Here is a 13,967-nt window from a genome sequence, read left to right on the forward strand (position 1 = left end):
GTCGAAGGAAATTTCCATGAACCACTATCGTATGCAGACACTGGCCGCACTGATCGCCGCGATCGCCGTCGTTCCCGCGCACGCTCAGCTCTATCTTGGCGGGAGTGTCGGCCGCTCCGATATCTCCATCGATGGCGACAAGAAAGCCGACGAGTTCCTCGACCTGGGCTTCGACAGTGCTAAGACCACCAGCGACGACAACGACATTGGCTATCGCGCGTTCGTCGGCTACCAGTTCCTGCCTTACCTCGGCGTCGAAGCCGCCTCCGTCGACCTCGGCAGCTACCGGTTCCGCACCGAGGTGCAGCCGACGGGTTCGCTGAGCGGCAACGCGAAGGTCAAAGGCGCCGAACTCAGTCTGGTCGGGCAGCTGCCGATCGCCGACCAATTCGCTCTCTATGCACGAGTGGGCGCATTTCGCGGCCGCGTGCGCACCTCCTACCGCGGCGACGGCTCGGTCGAACTGATCAGCGGTGCCGAACGCCAAAGCAAGACCAGCACCGAACTCGCCTACGCGGCGGGAGCTTCGTATGCCTTTACGCCGAACCTCGGCTTGCGGGCGGAATGGGCTCGATACACGAATCTCGGTAACGACCTCACGGGTTTGAAGAGCGACGCGAATCTGTTCTCGCTCGGAGTCGTCTATTCGTTCCGATAGAAGTTCGACGTTCCGATTGCGGCGCGAGCGTGTTCGCGCCGCATCCGCTCAAAACGTGCCGCGCAAGGTCAGGCGTATCTGCCGCGGCTCCAGCGGGTGAAAGTGGAAGTCCGACGTCGGGCTGGATTCGCCGGGCAGTTGCGACTCGTAAAAATAGGTGATGTCGTTCTGCCGGCTGTCGAACAGGTTCAATACTTCCAACGATGCTCTCAGCCGATCCGTGAAGCGGTATCCCCATTCAGCGTTCACGGTCGTGGTTGAACGCGAGCGGGCGCTGTCGTCTTCGACCAGCGGCGCAGGCCCGAGGAAACGATAGCGCACGCCGCCGAACCAGCGTCCCGGCCCGCTGAATTGGGCGCCCACCGAGGCCACACGCTCGATCGCATTGGGAATGCGCGTGCCGGCCGGATTGGCCTTGCTGAATCGCGCGTGCGAAGCGGCGTAGTCAGCGTCCATCAGAAGCCACGGCAGCGCGCGGTAGTACACCGACAACTCGAGTCCACGACGCGTGGACGAGTAGCTAGGCTCGGTGGTGCCGCCGTCGCCGGCGAAGACGAGTTCCGAGCCGATCTTCAAGTGCCACAGCGACGCGGTGAGCGTGAGTTGATCGGCCGGGCTGGTGCGCAAGCCGATTTCGCGTCCGGTGGTCGGCACCAGCAAGGCTTGCGATGCGGCCGGCTGGCTGGGATCGTTCGGGTCGACGCGAAGCGTTCCGCCGCGCGCGTCGTTCGAATGGAAGCCGCGGCCGGCATTGACGAACAGTTCCGTGTTCGCCCATGGGCCGAAGATCAGGCTCAGCTTCGGGCTTGGCCGGGTATCGGTAGCGCGCCCCGAATTCTGCGCGATGTTGCTGTCGACGCTTGCATGATAGTAGTCGTAGCGCGCTCCGATCACACTGCGGAACCAGCGATTCCAGCGCACGGAATAGCTGACGAAACCGCCGATCGACGCTTCGCCGACCGAGTCGTGGCGTACCGTGCCGATCCGTTCTCGCGCCTGTGTGTGGTAGAGGCCGACCGTGCCGATATCGTCGTACCGCGTCTCCAAACCGACGGAAAGCTCCTGCTCGATGCCGCCGCCGCTCCAGCCCTGCACGTACTTCATTGCGCCGCCGTAATAGTTGCGGCTGTCGGCCTGCTCGAACTCGTCGCCGTGCACGGGATCGTCGAGGTAGTAGGTGAAATTCGAATAGAGGTTCAGCGCGTAGTGCACAGCATAGGCGGTGACGATGAGATGCCCGGGGCCGAGTCTCGTGTGCAGATCGCCCGAAGCCGTGTAGCGAGAGGTATCGCCGCCGAGATACGGATCGATCTGGCCGAACGCGTCGATGAGGCCCTCGTCGACTGCGCGCTGAGGAATCTGGTCCGACGATTGCCAGCGATTGCGATAGATCAGCAGGTTCAAGTGATAGCCGAAGTCTGCGTCACCGCCGGTGTAGCGACCGAGCAGCGAAATCTTGCGCTCGTCCTGTGCTTTGTCCCAAGGCCCGTCATAGACGCCAAGATCGGCCGCGCCGAGCCATCGGTCCGAACCCACGGAGCCGGATCGCGCGAACAGCGCTCGCGCATATCCGTGCTCGCCGTCGGTGATCTGATAGATATCGTCGTCGAGGCGGTCCTTGTAGCGGATCCGCACCGATCCGGCCGAGGAGAAGTCGCCGTCCTCGGCGTAGTAGGGGCCCTTGCGGTACTCGATCACGTCGATCAGTTCGGGAATCAGGCCGTTGAGATCGTTGTAGCCTTGGCCGTGAGCGTGCGTTCGCAGGTTGTTCGGCACGCCGTCGATAAACGTCGACAGATCGGTGCCGTGATCGAGATTGAAGCCGCGCAGGAAGTACTGGTTCGCCTTGCCGTCGCCGCTGTGCTGGGTGGCGACGAGACCAGGCACCACCTCCAGCACTTCCGCGGGACGCGAGATCGGCCGGTTCTCGATTTGTTCCTGAGTCACCACGCCGGCGGACGCCGCATCGGCCTGCGCGAGCTGATCGATATCGGTTTCACCGACGACCCGCACGACGGCGAGCTGCGTTGCCGGGACGCCGCCGGCGCCAGCGTCGAGCGCCAGGGCGATTCCACACAGGACAAGGAGGCGCCGGATGCGTCTGGACGCTGAAGTCTGCATGGGCGTCCTTGGGCAGTGGGTTCTGCGTATACGCAGAATTCGTGCTGCTGGATGCGCGAACCTCGATGTCGGCAAGGGCGCCGACTATTTATCTGGGGATTTTGTTTGACCGCTGAGGGGGCGGAATTAGACGTTAGAGAGATTCCATTTATTATTTTACATAATATACATTGCGCACGTTAGACGGTGGGTGGCACGTCGATTGCTGTCACTACGATCCAGTATCTTTGGAGCCGTCCGGCATGGACAAGCCGCCTTGTGTTGAGCGTGGCAAGCCCTTCAACTGGTGTGCACGCGATCGCTTTCACGAACAGATCGAGGGGCGTCTCATCCTGCCGGCCGACTGGTGGAAAGGCTGGCGTGTCAGTAAGGGGCATCTGATCGGACCAGGCGGCATACGCTTCACGCCGCGAATGCTGACCGCGCTGCATCGTCTGGAAAACTTGCGAGCTCGTGAGAGACGTCGGCGTGAAAATCCCTAAGCCCAACGGAAAGGACTTGGCTGTTCTGATCGCCACGTGCGCGATCCTGACAGTCGGAATTAGCTACGGCCTGCAACAGGTCATGCGGTGGCGGCTCGAATCACCGCCGACACCGCCAACGGTTACTGCAGCAACACCGTCTGCAGGAGGCGCGGGAGATCCGCGAACGATCGCCGTCGCAGGCGCAGCCGCACCCCAGTACGCCCGATCGGCCCCAGATCAAGGGCGTCAGCGTCTACGACGTGAGCCACAACCGGACAACTACACGCCGGCAGCTGCAAAGACCTTGGGCTACGAATGCCTAGGCAACGTTGCGTATACGAAGAAGATCGTCAACGGCGTAACGGTCGTCGAGAACGATCCGACCATCCGTTGTCGTTAGTGCGTTGACGCGACCGACGTCGGCCGCTCAGCCTCATACCGCGTATTGAGTGATCGCGTGGCCGCCGCACGAAACGGGTTATAGATGCCGTTCTTCGCGATCTGGTAGCAGTCCAAGATCGACACCTTCAAGCGCGTTATCTGCTCGGTGTAGCACTGACAGCCCTTGATCTCGCTCGCCACGCACAAGATGTCCGGCTCAGCCTTGGGCTTCGCAGCGTCGTGCCAAGGAGCGGACCATGGCATGCCAGGCACACGCGGCACCATCTGCTGTAGATACTGCTCGGCCGTCATCGGCGCAGTCGGTTGTTGCGGAGACGCCGGGTTACGCGCCGCTGGCGCGGCGCTCTCACCCGGCGTTTTCTGCGGTTTTCCTCTCGCCTCGAAATCATGGAAGACCCACCACAAGCAGCCGGCCACCACGATCAAGAGAACCGGAATCGCCAAGACCTGCCACGGCAACGATCGCTTGACCGTGTGCACCTCAGCCGATTGGTACAGCGCGAACACATCGCGAGGGTAAGACCACATCGACCTGCGTGCGCTCTTCCCTTCCGCGTCGCTCGACACGTTCGACTGGTAGCGATCCCATTCGAGCAGCACCGCTTTCTCGAACCCAAACTTGCGCCGCACGTGCACGTGACGATCGACCAGGCCGCGCACAAACGTGCTGATCTGCGTCCCCAGCTGGCAGATCAAGATGAAGTCGAAGCCGCGATGCCGGTGCGTCGCCAACGCCTTCTCCCAATCGGGCATTCCCTTGCCCTGCCCTCGCGCCGGAATGTCCTCGTAACACTCGTCGACGAGAACCACCGATCCATCCGGCAACGATTGCCACTCACTGAGGGATACGAGCTCTTTGAACCCGGTCGCTTCGTGATCGAGGCCGCGAACCCGGCAGGCGTACACGACTCGACCTTCCTCGCGCTCCTTGCGCGCCATCCACAGAGCGCGAAGGGTCTTGCCGTGGCCAGGCTGGCCAGTGACCAGGTAGATCACGCTGCGGCCCTCGTAGAGAGCGCCACTTTGCCGACCGTGCGAGCGACGCCGGCCGAGAGCATCATCGTGACGGCCTTATCGACGTTGAGATACGCGAACAAGCCAACGACGTCGGCCGGAAGGCCGCTCGCGTGGCTCTGCACAAACGCGATCAGGTCCGGCAAAACGAGCGTCGTCGTCGCGAACGTGAGGCCCAACGTGAGCAGGATTTTTCCGACGATCGACGGAAGAACCGAGCGAGCGACGTTCCAGAACAGACCAACTAAAGCAAGAATTATCGCAGGCATGGTCAACCCTCAATCAGAATGCGCATGGAGATCACGCCGCCGATAAACAGAATGATCGCGCTCAGTGCGGTCATGAGATCGCACCACCACGACACCTCCGCGAAATCGAACGACGTGCCGAAAGCCGAGAACGCCGGAGGTCGCGGGCAATTGCCACCGCCCAGAAACCCCGTTGAAGAAACTCGCGTGAGCATGTCCGCGCCGACGTCTTTGATGACGTTCGTATCGCCGGGGCTTTCCCCTTCATGACCTGTCGGAATTTCGCCGGTCACCTTGCCGAGGTTCTCAACAGCGCATCGCGTAGACCACTGCTGCGCGAGGATGTTGCACAGCGCTTCGTCACCCGAACAGAACGGTTGCGCGGCGCACGTTTCTCCACCGCCTGCATGATTGTCATCACCCTCGCAGTGATTTGGGTCCGTCGCCGGATCGCAGTCGCTGCCTACCGGGCATTTACCGTCTACCGGCTGCGACCCATTGGGGCACCGCCCAAGCGTCGGCGGACATTTCCCACCAACCGGCTGAGAACCGTCCGCACAAGGCGCGTACGACGCGGGACAAGTGTGCCCATCCGGAGGTGGCTTACCATCCGCGCACAGCCCTTGCTGCGGCATGCAGTAGCCATCACGTGGCTTTGAACCATCGGGGCAGTTCGCCCAAGGCGCTTCACACTTACCGTTAACCGGCTTCGTGCCGTCAGGGCAATTCGCGTTTGGCGCGGGACACTCGCCATTCACCGGTTGCGAGCCGTCAGGGCACTGCCCTTCGTCGCTTACACACGCACCGTTCGCGCCCTGATGCGTTCCCGCAGGGCACGCGTGCGGCTGCACGCAGCCTTCTGGAGGACACCCGCCGTAATGCGTGATCTCCACCGGCACACAGTTCGAGCCCGTACATCTGGCACCTTCCGCGACGTGATCGGGCGGGCCCGTCTCGTCCGGATTCGCGGGCGGCGGCCCAGGCTTGCTATCAGGTGGTGGCGGCGGCTTCGGCGCATTCGGACTGCCAGCGCACAACCAACCTTCGGTGCGACCACCCGCGCAAGGACCGTCGTCGGCCGGCACGCACATGTACTTTCCGTTGAACGTCCCACAGAACTTCGGCGGGTGCGACTTGCTGTCGCCGCCCAAACAATCACCGTCGCTATTGCACGTCGGATTGCTGGGATCACCCGGTTCTTCGGCAAAAGGATCGCAGTTGCTGCCGTCCGGCTTACGAGCGCCATCGCATACTTTTGCGCCACCAGCGCTCCCAGGTGGGTGCGGCGCACCCCAACAAACGGACGGCGTTTCCGGGATGTATTTGCACCCAGCAACGCAGTTTCCTGACACGCCACCAGACCAGGCCTCACCAGCCGGAATTGGCGGCTGCGCTGCACAGTTACACGCCTGAAACGTTTCGATGGTTACGAACGCGCTCCACGCTTCCGGACCAGTACACGATTGCAGATTGGATTGCTTCAAATCGACCGCATCATTTGCACGCCCTTCGCAGCGAAATCTCGCAGCAACGCGACCGTCCGTGCATCTACCAGCGGCAATCGTATGACTCACCACGCCAGCCTGACACGCCAAAAATCCACATTGCGACGTGTCGATTGCTTGCGCACTCAGTCCGAGAAAGCCAACCAACACGCAGGCAAGATAGCCAACATAACGAAATAGCCGGCCATACGTCTTTACCTCCATAGCACTCCCCCGAAAAAAAAGGGGAGCCCGAAGGCTCCCCGACCCCACCGCCGAATTACTTCTTGATCGAACGGGCAACCCAGCCGATCGCGGCAATCAGGACGATCACGGCGAGAACCGCAATGCCGATCGTCGTGACGTCCGACTTCGTGCTGTTGATCGTGCCCGTCACAGCGGTCGCAAAACCGCTGTCCTGTGCCATCGCTGCCACAGGAACAAGCGCGGCACCCAACGGCGCCAACGAAAGAACACCAAACTTGCGCAACTTCGCAGTACCCATTTCTCACCTCCGTAGAACCCGCGCACACTGACGGATCGCCCAACCGATGGCCCAAACGCCAACGATCGCGGCAGAAATCTGAACCCCTTCCGTCGCCGAGAGCGGCGGGAAACCCCCGGCATACTCGACCCAAATCGGGCCGGCGCAGGTCTGCGTCGCGGCGTCGTATTGCGATTCCGGGCAGACCTGCACCAGCACGACTTAGGCCACCTTCTGCGGAGAAGTCTTCAACGGCACCAAGCGCGGCGACACCGACAACTTGCCGTCGCGCGAGACGTAGATCGCATCAGGCGCGAACTCGTATGGGCCGGGCGGATACGCTTTCTTGGCGTCGTCGTGCAGGATGTCGAACGGCGACGGAAAGTCGTTTGCCGACTCCAACGCTGCGGTTTGCACGAAGTAGGTACGGCCGGTTTTACGCGATTGAAGCTCACGCAGATTGCTGCTTTTGATCAGGACTCGCATTGCTCTCTCCAGACGAATACACGTCCCCGGTCACCGATATGCACGTGCCACGGCGACCGGAGAAAAAGGCCGTTGCACCGATCGACGTACCCGCCGACCACTTTCCGAATGTCAGCCGCGACGCCAAGGGCATCGCGCGAAAATAGAGGGGCCTTCCACCAGCGAAGCTCCCTCTTCCCTTCCTGCATCAACCCACCAACACCATGCGTGCGCGCGCCTTTCGGCAGTGCAGCCATCGCGTCCGGTGTCGCCTTGCTCGCATACTTCGCGACATAGCCCACAGCGCGCCGCGCCCACTCGACGCGAGTCATGCCCCACGGCCACCACCCGCGTTTGTCGGGCTTCGGGATCGTGAGTCCGCGCGGTAGCCATATCAGGACGTGGTAATGCGGCACGCGCCGCTTGGTGAGTTCGAGGCACCAGACGAACCGAGCTGAAACGCCGCGCCGGCCGAGCCATTGGCGAACGTGTTTGAGAAGGTCTGCGACCTGTCGAGGCTTCCACTCCGCGTCTTGGCGGTACGTCGCGGTGACCATCGCCCAACGGCCACGAAAACCGCCGCGCGATCCTTCCTCGACCAGGAGACGTGCGCCGGTGAGAATCGACTTACGCATGCGCGTTGCACGCGACTTACAGCGATCGATTTCAAGAAGACCATCGTGAAACGCCTTGCCCTCTGGCGAGAGCGACGGCGTGTCACTTGTTGTAGAAGGGACAAGCCCAGAAGAGCTGCCATCAGCGGGCACCGTCTGCACCCTTCGGCGGCACGTACGAAACGGCCTTGAGCGCTGCCCTGAGCGCCAATTTGGACGCTACGTCCTCGCCCTCGTTCGCGAGGTCTAGCGCGATCTGCTGCAACTCGCGGCCGAGGTCGCGGATGCGCTTCGTCTTAACGACGCCCTCCTCGCTCGTCATGGCGACACCTCGGAGGCGACCGACGCAGCAGGCCGGATCGGCAGGGGCGCAGACACGCGCCGCGCCGGTCGCCATAGCAACCCGAGAAGGAACGAAAAGATCGCGAGCAGGACTGCTGCGACGAGAGCTTCAAAACCATTCATGCTGCGCCCCTTGCAGTGCAAGACCGTTGCACCGTGGCGCCTGTATATTGGGCTTGAACTCTCAGGTCAAGAGGCTTGCACCTTGGACGCAGTGAATAATCTCCTTGACAAAGTCAAGGAAACATGCTCGCTCGAATCAGATAAGGAACTAGCTGAAAAACTCGGCGTCGTCAAGTCAGCCGTCAGCAACTGGCGCAACGGTCGTGCGAAGCCCGACGTAGTCGCCGCTGCCGAAATCGCGAAACTCACGCATATGAAGCTCGGCGCCGTGATCGGAATGATCGAAGAGGCACGGGCGCTATCCCCGGCTGCTAAAGCGATATGGCGCAAGCTCGCCACCGCCGCAGGAATACTTTTAGCTGTCTACACAACCACTTACCCGCAGACCGCAAGCGCTAAAATTTTTGGACATAACGCCGACAAACTATACATTGCACACATTGCACACATTAGATGCGGTTGGCAGGACGAAACGAATTCCAGGAACCAGGCACACCTAAGCCCAAGCTCGACGGTCTTCGACGCGAACCGCTGCCGGACAACTATTTGATTTCGCTCAGACACGAAAAGTATCGTCTTGCCAGATACCGCCTCGTATTGCGCGCGGCCCGAACCAACCGGCATCCTATGCCGCTCACGGGCCCGCCTAGCGCATGATCGAATACGGACACAGCACCCACGTCGGCTTGCGGCGCGAGCACAACGAGGACACGTACTACGCCGACGGCGATCTCGGTCTGTGGCTGGTCGCCGACGGCATGGGCGGTCACGAGCACGGTGAGGTCGCCAGCGCGCTCGCGCGCGACACCCTGGTGCGCGAAGTCGGCAAAGGCGTCGAGCTGGTACGGGCGATTCAGCTGGCCGACGAAGAAATCATCCGTCATTCCACGCGTCGTTCCGAGTCGTTGCCGATGGGTACGACGATCGCCGCGCTGCGCATTCCCGACAGTGGCGAGTTCGAGGTCGCCTGGGTCGGCGACAGCCGCGTTTATCTCTGGAGCGACGGCGGCTTGAAGCAGCTTTCGCAGGACCATTCCTACGTGCAGGAACTGGTCGACCAGGGTGCGATCACCAGCGAACAGGCACGCAGCCATCCGCATCGCAACGTGGTCACGCAGGCGCTCGGTGTGACCGATCCGCAGGCGCTGCGCGTGGAGAGCGTGCGCGGCGTGCTGCGCCCGGGCATGCAGCTGCTCTTATGCAGCGATGGGTTGACCGAGGAAGTCAAAGACGCCTCGATCGCCGGCATCGTCGGCCGCCAGGATCTGAGCACGCAGGAGTGCGTCGACCACCTCGTCATCGCCGCGCTCGATGGCGGTGGCTCGGATAACGTCACCGTCGTGCTGGTGCGCGCGCGCTGAGCCGTCCGCTCAGTCGGACGGCTGTCGCCACAGGCAACTGCCGCCGCTTTTCTTGTCGAGCGCCGTGAGGCGCAGCTCGTGTGCTTCGAGTTCGGCGCTGCCGGCGCGCAGTACGCGCGGCCGCACGCTTATGTGCAAGGTCGTCGCCACCACCAGCGTTTCCACCGTATCGGCTTCGCTGGCGAAACCGAGCTGCCCCTGCCCTGCGGTCAGCGCCAAATAGACGTCGGCGAGGAGATTCGCATCGAGCAAGGCGCCGTGCAGCTCGCGATGGCTGTTGTCGACGCCGAGCCGCTTGCACAAGGCATCGAGGCTGTTGCGTTGCCCGGGAAATTTTTCGCGCGCCAGTGCCAGCGTGTCGAGCACCTGCACACGATCGGCCAAGCGTCCTGCACTGATCCGCGCGAGTTCGGCATCGATGAAGCCGGCGTCGAACGCGGCGTTGTGCGCGATCACTTCGGCGCCGTCGATGAATTCGAGAAACTCCGCCGCGATGTCGGCGAACAGCGGCTTGTCGAGCAGGAAATCGTCTTCGATGCCGGTCACCGCACGCGCGCCTTCGTCGATCGCGCGCTGGGGATTCAAATAGGTGTGGAAGGTGCGGCCGGTCGGGCGCCGCTGCACCAGCTCGATGCAGCCGATCTCGATCAGGCGATGGCCGCGCTGCGCTTCAAGTCCGGTCGTTTCGGTATCGAGAATGATCTGTCTCATGCGCTGTTCCATTACTCCTTGAACGCCAGCGCCTGCAGCCGCGCCAACGTGTCGACGCGCTCGTTCTCGGCGTGGCCGGCATGGCCCTTGACCCACTGCCACTTCACGCGATGGCTGACCAGCGCGGCCGACAGACGCTCCCACAGATCCTGATTCTTGACCGGCTTGCGGTCGCTGGTGCGCCAGCCGTTCGCGCGCCAGCGCGCCATCCATTCCTCGACGCCGCGTTTGACGTATTGCGAGTCGGTGGTGAGGACGACAGTACAGGGCCGCTTCAAGGCCTCCAGGCCCGCGATCGCAGCCATCAGCTCCATGCGGTTGTTGGTGGTCAACACCTCGCCGCCGGAAAGCTCTTTTTCGCGTGTGCCGAACCGCAGCAAGGCGCCCCAGCCGCCCGGACCGGGATTGCCGAGGCAGGCGCCGTCGGTATACAGCTCGACGCGTTCGGCGTCCGCAGGAAGTTCGCTCATGCGCAGGCGCGGTGGCTCGGGCTGGCCAGGCGTGGGCCGAGCGCCACGCGCTCGCGCGCGAAGCGACGGCGCAGCGGGGTCAGCACCGCGCGCTGCTTGGATGCGGTCAGCAGGTAGGCACCGCGCAGCAGGGTCAACACACGCAGTTCGTGCAGCGCCGAAGGCACGCCGCGCGGCGGCCAGCAGGCGCCGAGATAGTCGACGCTGACCGGCGCGAACTGCCGCTTAAGCAAGCGCCGGCGCGCCAGTTCCGCGTGTGCCGTATGCGGCAAGGGCAGACCGCCGCGTGCTTGCCAGTGCAGCCAGGCCAGCCACGGGCTCCAGGGATTCAAGGCGAACCAGAGCATCACGCCGCCGGGTGCGAGCAGGCGCGCAAGTTCTTCGGTGAAACCCTCCGCCGCCGGCAGTGCGTCGGCGCAATGCTGCACCACGATCAGGCGAAACGCCTCGTCTTCCCACGGCAATGCGTTCGGGGCGCAGATGACGTCGCCGGCGAGCCGGTCGCGCTCGGCATGCGCGCGCACGGCCAGAAGGTGGCGCGTGTCGACCGCGAGTTCCCGATTCGCAGCGCTGGCCTGCAGCACCAGCGCGCGCCCGTTCGGCTGGCGCGCCGCGTGTTCGGCGACGCGATCCAGCTCGTCGCGCAACAGCGCAGTGACGTCGGGAAAGGCGAAAAGGCTGTCGGGACCGGTGATCACGGAACGAAGCGAAAGAAGGACCGCGGAAGTGTACCCGTTCACGGACAGCGCGGGCCGCACGACGTTCATAGCCTCCGCCGCGGAGCGGGGTCTGCAGCCTATTCCACTTTTTACATGAATGCCCCTGCCCGGCTAATGCCGGCTTAACCTCGACCGCAAACGCCCTGGCTATATTCGCGCCGCCCATGCGCCTGACCGCCCTCCCTGCCCTAGCCGACAACTACATCTGGCTGCTTGCCGACGCAGCGGGCGCCGCGGTGGTGGTCGACCCCGGCGAGGCCGCCCCCGTGCGCGCGGCACTCGTGCGCGAACGCTTGAATCTGCGTGCGATCCTGTTGACGCATCATCATCCCGATCACGTCGGCGGCGCGGCCGAGCTCGCCGCAGAAACCGGCGCCGTGGTGTATGCGCCGGCGGACGAACGCATCGCCGCCGCCAGCATCCGTGTCGGCGAAGGCGACCTCGTACGCTTGTCCGAACCGGAGCTCGCGTTCGAGGTGATCGAGATTCCCGGTCACACGCGCAGCCACATCGCTTACTACGGCCACGGCCTCCTGTTCTGCGGCGACACGTTGTTCAGTGTCGGCTGCGGGCGAATGTTCGAGGGAACGCCGCAGCAAATGCTGGCCTCGCTCGATCGCCTGGCCGAGCTGCCGGGCGATACGCGCGTGTGCTGCGGACACGAATACACTTTGGCCAATTGCGCTTTTGCGCTTACGCTGGATCCCGACAACGCCGCGCTGCAGGCACGCAGCGCACAAGCCGAGCAATTGCGCTCGCATGGCGCGCCGACCGTGCCGTCGATCTTGGCCGAGGAGCGCGCTTGCAATCCGTTCTTGCGCGTCGATTCCGCAGCCTTGGCCGCGGCGCTCGAAAGTGACGATCGCGTCGCGCGCTTTGCCGAGCTGCGGCGGCGCAAAGATGTCTTCAAGGCACCCGCCGCGTGATGCGCGGATCGTGCAAGCGCCTGCGCGGCGGCCTGCTCGGCGTCGGTGTCGCCGTACTGGCCGCGTGTAGCGCACCCTCGGTGCGCCCGCCTGCCCCGCCCGCCCTCCCCTCACCGACGCCGGCACCGGCGCCGCGCGTCGGCGACATTTCGCAGCAAACCGCGCCGGTGACGCTGTCACCCGCGCAAGCGAACTCGCCATGGGCACGCCTGCGCGCGCGCTTCGCTCTACAAGGTTGCGAGTATCGGCCCGGCGTGCAACGTTGGGCGCGCAACTACGTGCGCGGTTCGCGTGCATTCCTCGCCAGCTGGGAGCAGGCGATGCCGCTACTGCTCTTGGTGGCGGACGAAGTCGAAAAACGCGACCTGCCGGGCGAGTTCGCGATGCTGCCCTACGTCGAAAGCACCTACCAGCCAGTCGCGAGCAGCGGCGATCGCCCGGCCGGCATGTGGCAGATGACGCCGGATACCGCACGCAGCGTCGGCCTGACCATCGACAAGAACTACGACGGCCGGCTCGACGCGCTCGCCTCCACGCGCGCCGCGCTCGACCTCATCGAGCGCTATCACAAGGAATTCGCCGACTGGCGTCTCGCCAACATGGCGTTCAACAGCGGCGAGTTCCGCGTCAAGAAGCTGCTCGGCGAGCGCGACCCGCGCACGCTGTCGGCGGAGGAGCTGGGCAAGATCGCGTTCAATCCGGTCACCCACGATCATCTGGACCGCCTGCTCGCGCTCGCCTGCATCGTCGACGACCCGCAGCGCTTCGGCATCGAACTGCCCGAGCCGAGTGCGGACGATCGCCTGCGCAGCGTCGATCTGCAGGCGGCGATGGATTTGCGCCTGGCGGCGCGCCTTGCCGGCGTCGATGCGGACGACCTCAAGCGCTGGAACGCCGGGCATCGGCGCAATCGCATGGCGAACGAGGCGGGCCGCAGCTTGCTGCTGCCGGCGACGCACGTCGAGCGTTTCCAAGCGGCGGCGCAGTCGGTGCCGCTTGCATACTGGAGCGAATGGCGCGAACAGCCGGTCGCGCACAGCGGCGGCCTCGGCAGCTGGGCGGCGCAGATCGGCGTGCCGGTCGCAGTGCTCGCGCTGGCCAACTCGATCGACGAGAACGCGACCGTCGGCCGCAGCACGCGGCTGCTCCTGCCCGGCCGCGAGCCGGAGCCGCTGGCCGATACGCGCAAGGACAGCGGGCGGCGTCCGCGCGTGCACGTGGTCGCCGCCGGCGACACCCTGTCCGCCATCGCGCGCCGCTACGACGTGGCGCTGAAGGATCTGCGGCGCTGGAATCCGCGCGCGAACGGGACGCTGCGTCTGGGCGAGCGCCTGCGCCTCGGCCTCGCGTCGGACTGACTC

General features: G+C 64.0%; 18 protein-coding genes. 7 read left to right on the forward strand and 11 right to left on the reverse strand.

Translation table 11 applies throughout. The features are described from left to right. Positions 1–16 precede the first annotated feature (16 nt). A complete protein-coding gene (locus AC3QL3_RS10700) occupies positions 17–658 on the forward strand; it encodes an outer membrane beta-barrel protein (RefSeq protein ID WP_492898814.1) in 642 nt (213 codons plus the stop codon). Between the two features lie 48 nt (positions 659–706). Here AC3QL3_RS10700 and AC3QL3_RS10705 read toward each other — a convergent pair whose 3' ends face one another. Next, positions 707–2,605, reverse strand: a complete 1,899-nt coding sequence (locus AC3QL3_RS10705; protein ID WP_492893366.1) for a TonB-dependent receptor — start codon at positions 2,603–2,605, stop codon at positions 707–709. On the opposite strand from AC3QL3_RS10705, the gene AC3QL3_RS10710 reads away from it, so the two are divergent. Both AC3QL3_RS10710 and AC3QL3_RS10715 read left to right on the forward strand, forming a co-directional pair. After that, positions 2,591–2,770, forward strand: coding sequence for a hypothetical protein (locus AC3QL3_RS10710; protein WP_492893368.1), 180 nt, complete (start codon positions 2,591–2,593; stop codon positions 2,768–2,770). The genes AC3QL3_RS10705 and AC3QL3_RS10710 overlap by 15 nt on opposite strands. 251 nt (positions 2,771–3,021) lie before the next feature. Then, the gene (locus AC3QL3_RS10715; RefSeq protein WP_492893370.1) at positions 3,022–3,261 is read left to right on the forward strand and encodes a DUF3653 domain-containing protein; all 240 of its coding nucleotides are present in this window, start codon (positions 3,022–3,024) and stop codon (positions 3,259–3,261) included. A gap of 378 nt (positions 3,262–3,639) precedes the next feature. On the opposite strand, the gene AC3QL3_RS10720 is transcribed toward AC3QL3_RS10715, so the two are convergent. From AC3QL3_RS10720 to AC3QL3_RS10750, 7 genes are all read right to left on the reverse strand, one after another. Next, entirely contained in the window at positions 3,640–4,641 is a 1,002-nt protein-coding gene (locus tag AC3QL3_RS10720; RefSeq protein ID WP_492893372.1) for a zonular occludens toxin domain-containing protein, read from the reverse strand. Next, the gene (locus AC3QL3_RS10725) at positions 4,638–4,928 is read right to left on the reverse strand and encodes a DUF2523 family protein (RefSeq protein ID WP_492893374.1); all 291 of its coding nucleotides are present in this window, start codon (positions 4,926–4,928) and stop codon (positions 4,638–4,640) included. The genes AC3QL3_RS10720 and AC3QL3_RS10725 overlap by 4 nt, the downstream gene beginning before the upstream one ends. A gap of 2 nt (positions 4,929–4,930) precedes the next feature. Then, entirely contained in the window at positions 4,931–5,200 is a 270-nt protein-coding gene (locus tag AC3QL3_RS10730) for a hypothetical protein (RefSeq protein ID WP_492893376.1), read from the reverse strand. A gap of 1,471 nt (positions 5,201–6,671) precedes the next feature. Continuing rightward, complete coding sequence (locus AC3QL3_RS10735) at positions 6,672–6,896, reverse strand: major capsid protein (RefSeq protein ID WP_492893378.1); 225 nt, start codon at positions 6,894–6,896, stop codon at positions 6,672–6,674. 201 nt (positions 6,897–7,097) lie between these two features. Continuing rightward, entirely contained in the window at positions 7,098–7,361 is a 264-nt protein-coding gene (locus AC3QL3_RS10740) for a single-stranded DNA-binding protein (protein WP_492893380.1), read from the reverse strand. Then, positions 7,349–7,975: a rolling circle replication-associated protein gene (locus AC3QL3_RS10745; RefSeq protein ID WP_492893382.1), complete on the reverse strand. Its 627-nt coding sequence runs from the start codon at positions 7,973–7,975 to the stop codon at positions 7,349–7,351. Before AC3QL3_RS10745 ends, AC3QL3_RS10740 begins: the two co-directional genes overlap by 13 nt. Positions 7,976–8,096: 121 nt before the next feature. After that, a complete protein-coding gene (locus AC3QL3_RS10750; RefSeq protein WP_492893384.1) occupies positions 8,097–8,276 on the reverse strand; it encodes a hypothetical protein in 180 nt (59 codons plus the stop codon). A 141-nt stretch (positions 8,277–8,417) separates the two neighbouring features. Between AC3QL3_RS10750 and AC3QL3_RS10755 the strand changes: the two genes are divergently transcribed. Together AC3QL3_RS10755 and AC3QL3_RS10760 are read left to right on the forward strand one after the other, a co-directional pair. Next, positions 8,418–8,969, forward strand: a complete 552-nt coding sequence (locus tag AC3QL3_RS10755) for a helix-turn-helix domain-containing protein (RefSeq protein ID WP_492893386.1) — start codon at positions 8,418–8,420, stop codon at positions 8,967–8,969. A 103-nt stretch (positions 8,970–9,072) separates the two neighbouring features. Further along, positions 9,073–9,780: a PP2C family protein-serine/threonine phosphatase gene (locus AC3QL3_RS10760; protein WP_492893388.1), complete on the forward strand. Its 708-nt coding sequence runs from the start codon at positions 9,073–9,075 to the stop codon at positions 9,778–9,780. Positions 9,781–9,789: 9 nt separating this feature from the next. On the opposite strand, the gene dnaQ is transcribed toward AC3QL3_RS10760, so the two are convergent. From dnaQ to AC3QL3_RS10775, 3 genes are read right to left on the reverse strand one after another with little or no spacing between them, the layout of a single operon-like run. Next, positions 9,790–10,491 (reverse strand): DNA polymerase III subunit epsilon, encoded by a 702-nt coding sequence (gene dnaQ / locus AC3QL3_RS10765; RefSeq protein ID WP_492893390.1) that lies wholly within the window; start codon positions 10,489–10,491, stop codon positions 9,790–9,792. Between the two features lie 11 nt (positions 10,492–10,502). Beyond that, positions 10,503–10,961, reverse strand: a complete 459-nt coding sequence (gene rnhA, locus AC3QL3_RS10770) for a ribonuclease HI (protein WP_492893392.1) — start codon at positions 10,959–10,961, stop codon at positions 10,503–10,505. After that, complete coding sequence (locus tag AC3QL3_RS10775; protein ID WP_492893394.1) at positions 10,958–11,659, reverse strand: methyltransferase domain-containing protein; 702 nt, start codon at positions 11,657–11,659, stop codon at positions 10,958–10,960. The genes rnhA and AC3QL3_RS10775 overlap by 4 nt, the downstream gene beginning before the upstream one ends. 185 nt (positions 11,660–11,844) lie before the next feature. Here AC3QL3_RS10775 and gloB point away from each other — a divergent pair, with 185 nt between their 5' ends. Both gloB and AC3QL3_RS10785 read left to right on the forward strand, forming a co-directional pair. Then, entirely contained in the window at positions 11,845–12,606 is a 762-nt protein-coding gene (gene gloB / locus AC3QL3_RS10780; RefSeq protein ID WP_492893396.1) for a hydroxyacylglutathione hydrolase, read from the forward strand. Next, positions 12,606–13,964 (forward strand): transglycosylase SLT domain-containing protein, encoded by a 1,359-nt coding sequence (locus AC3QL3_RS10785; RefSeq protein WP_492893398.1) that lies wholly within the window; start codon positions 12,606–12,608, stop codon positions 13,962–13,964. Before gloB ends, AC3QL3_RS10785 begins: the two co-directional genes overlap by 1 nt. The last annotated feature ends 3 nt before the right edge of the window (positions 13,965–13,967 follow it).

The organism is Dokdonella sp. GW821-FHT11D02 (assembly GCF_058808595.1).

Coding starts and splice junctions, on each gene's coding strand:
- AC3QL3_RS10700 (WP_492898814.1), top strand. CDS start 17: ATGAACCACTATCGTATGCAGACACTGGCCGCACTGATCGCCGCGATC.
- AC3QL3_RS10715 (WP_492893370.1), top strand. CDS start 3,022: ATGGACAAGCCGCCTTGTGTTGAGCGTGGCAAGCCCTTCAACTGGTGT.
- AC3QL3_RS10725 (WP_492893374.1), bottom strand. CDS start 4,928: ATGCCTGCGATAATTCTTGCTTTAGTTGGTCTGTTCTGGAACGTCGCT.
- AC3QL3_RS10735 (WP_492893378.1), bottom strand. CDS start 6,896: ATGGGTACTGCGAAGTTGCGCAAGTTTGGTGTTCTTTCGTTGGCGCCG.
- AC3QL3_RS10740 (WP_492893380.1), bottom strand. CDS start 7,361: ATGCGAGTCCTGATCAAAAGCAGCAATCTGCGTGAGCTTCAATCGCGT.
- AC3QL3_RS10745 (WP_492893382.1), bottom strand. CDS start 7,975: ATGCGTAAGTCGATTCTCACCGGCGCACGTCTCCTGGTCGAGGAAGGA.
- AC3QL3_RS10750 (WP_492893384.1), bottom strand. CDS start 8,276: ATGACGAGCGAGGAGGGCGTCGTTAAGACGAAGCGCATCCGCGACCTC.
- AC3QL3_RS10755 (WP_492893386.1), top strand. CDS start 8,418: ATGCTGCGCCCCTTGCAGTGCAAGACCGTTGCACCGTGGCGCCTGTAT.
- AC3QL3_RS10760 (WP_492893388.1), top strand. CDS start 9,073: ATGATCGAATACGGACACAGCACCCACGTCGGCTTGCGGCGCGAGCAC.
- dnaQ (WP_492893390.1), bottom strand. CDS start 10,491: ATGAGACAGATCATTCTCGATACCGAAACGACCGGACTTGAAGCGCAG.
- rnhA (WP_492893392.1), bottom strand. CDS start 10,961: ATGAGCGAACTTCCTGCGGACGCCGAACGCGTCGAGCTGTATACCGAC.
- gloB (WP_492893396.1), top strand. CDS start 11,845: ATGCGCCTGACCGCCCTCCCTGCCCTAGCCGACAACTACATCTGGCTG.
- AC3QL3_RS10785 (WP_492893398.1), top strand. CDS start 12,606: ATGCGCGGATCGTGCAAGCGCCTGCGCGGCGGCCTGCTCGGCGTCGGT.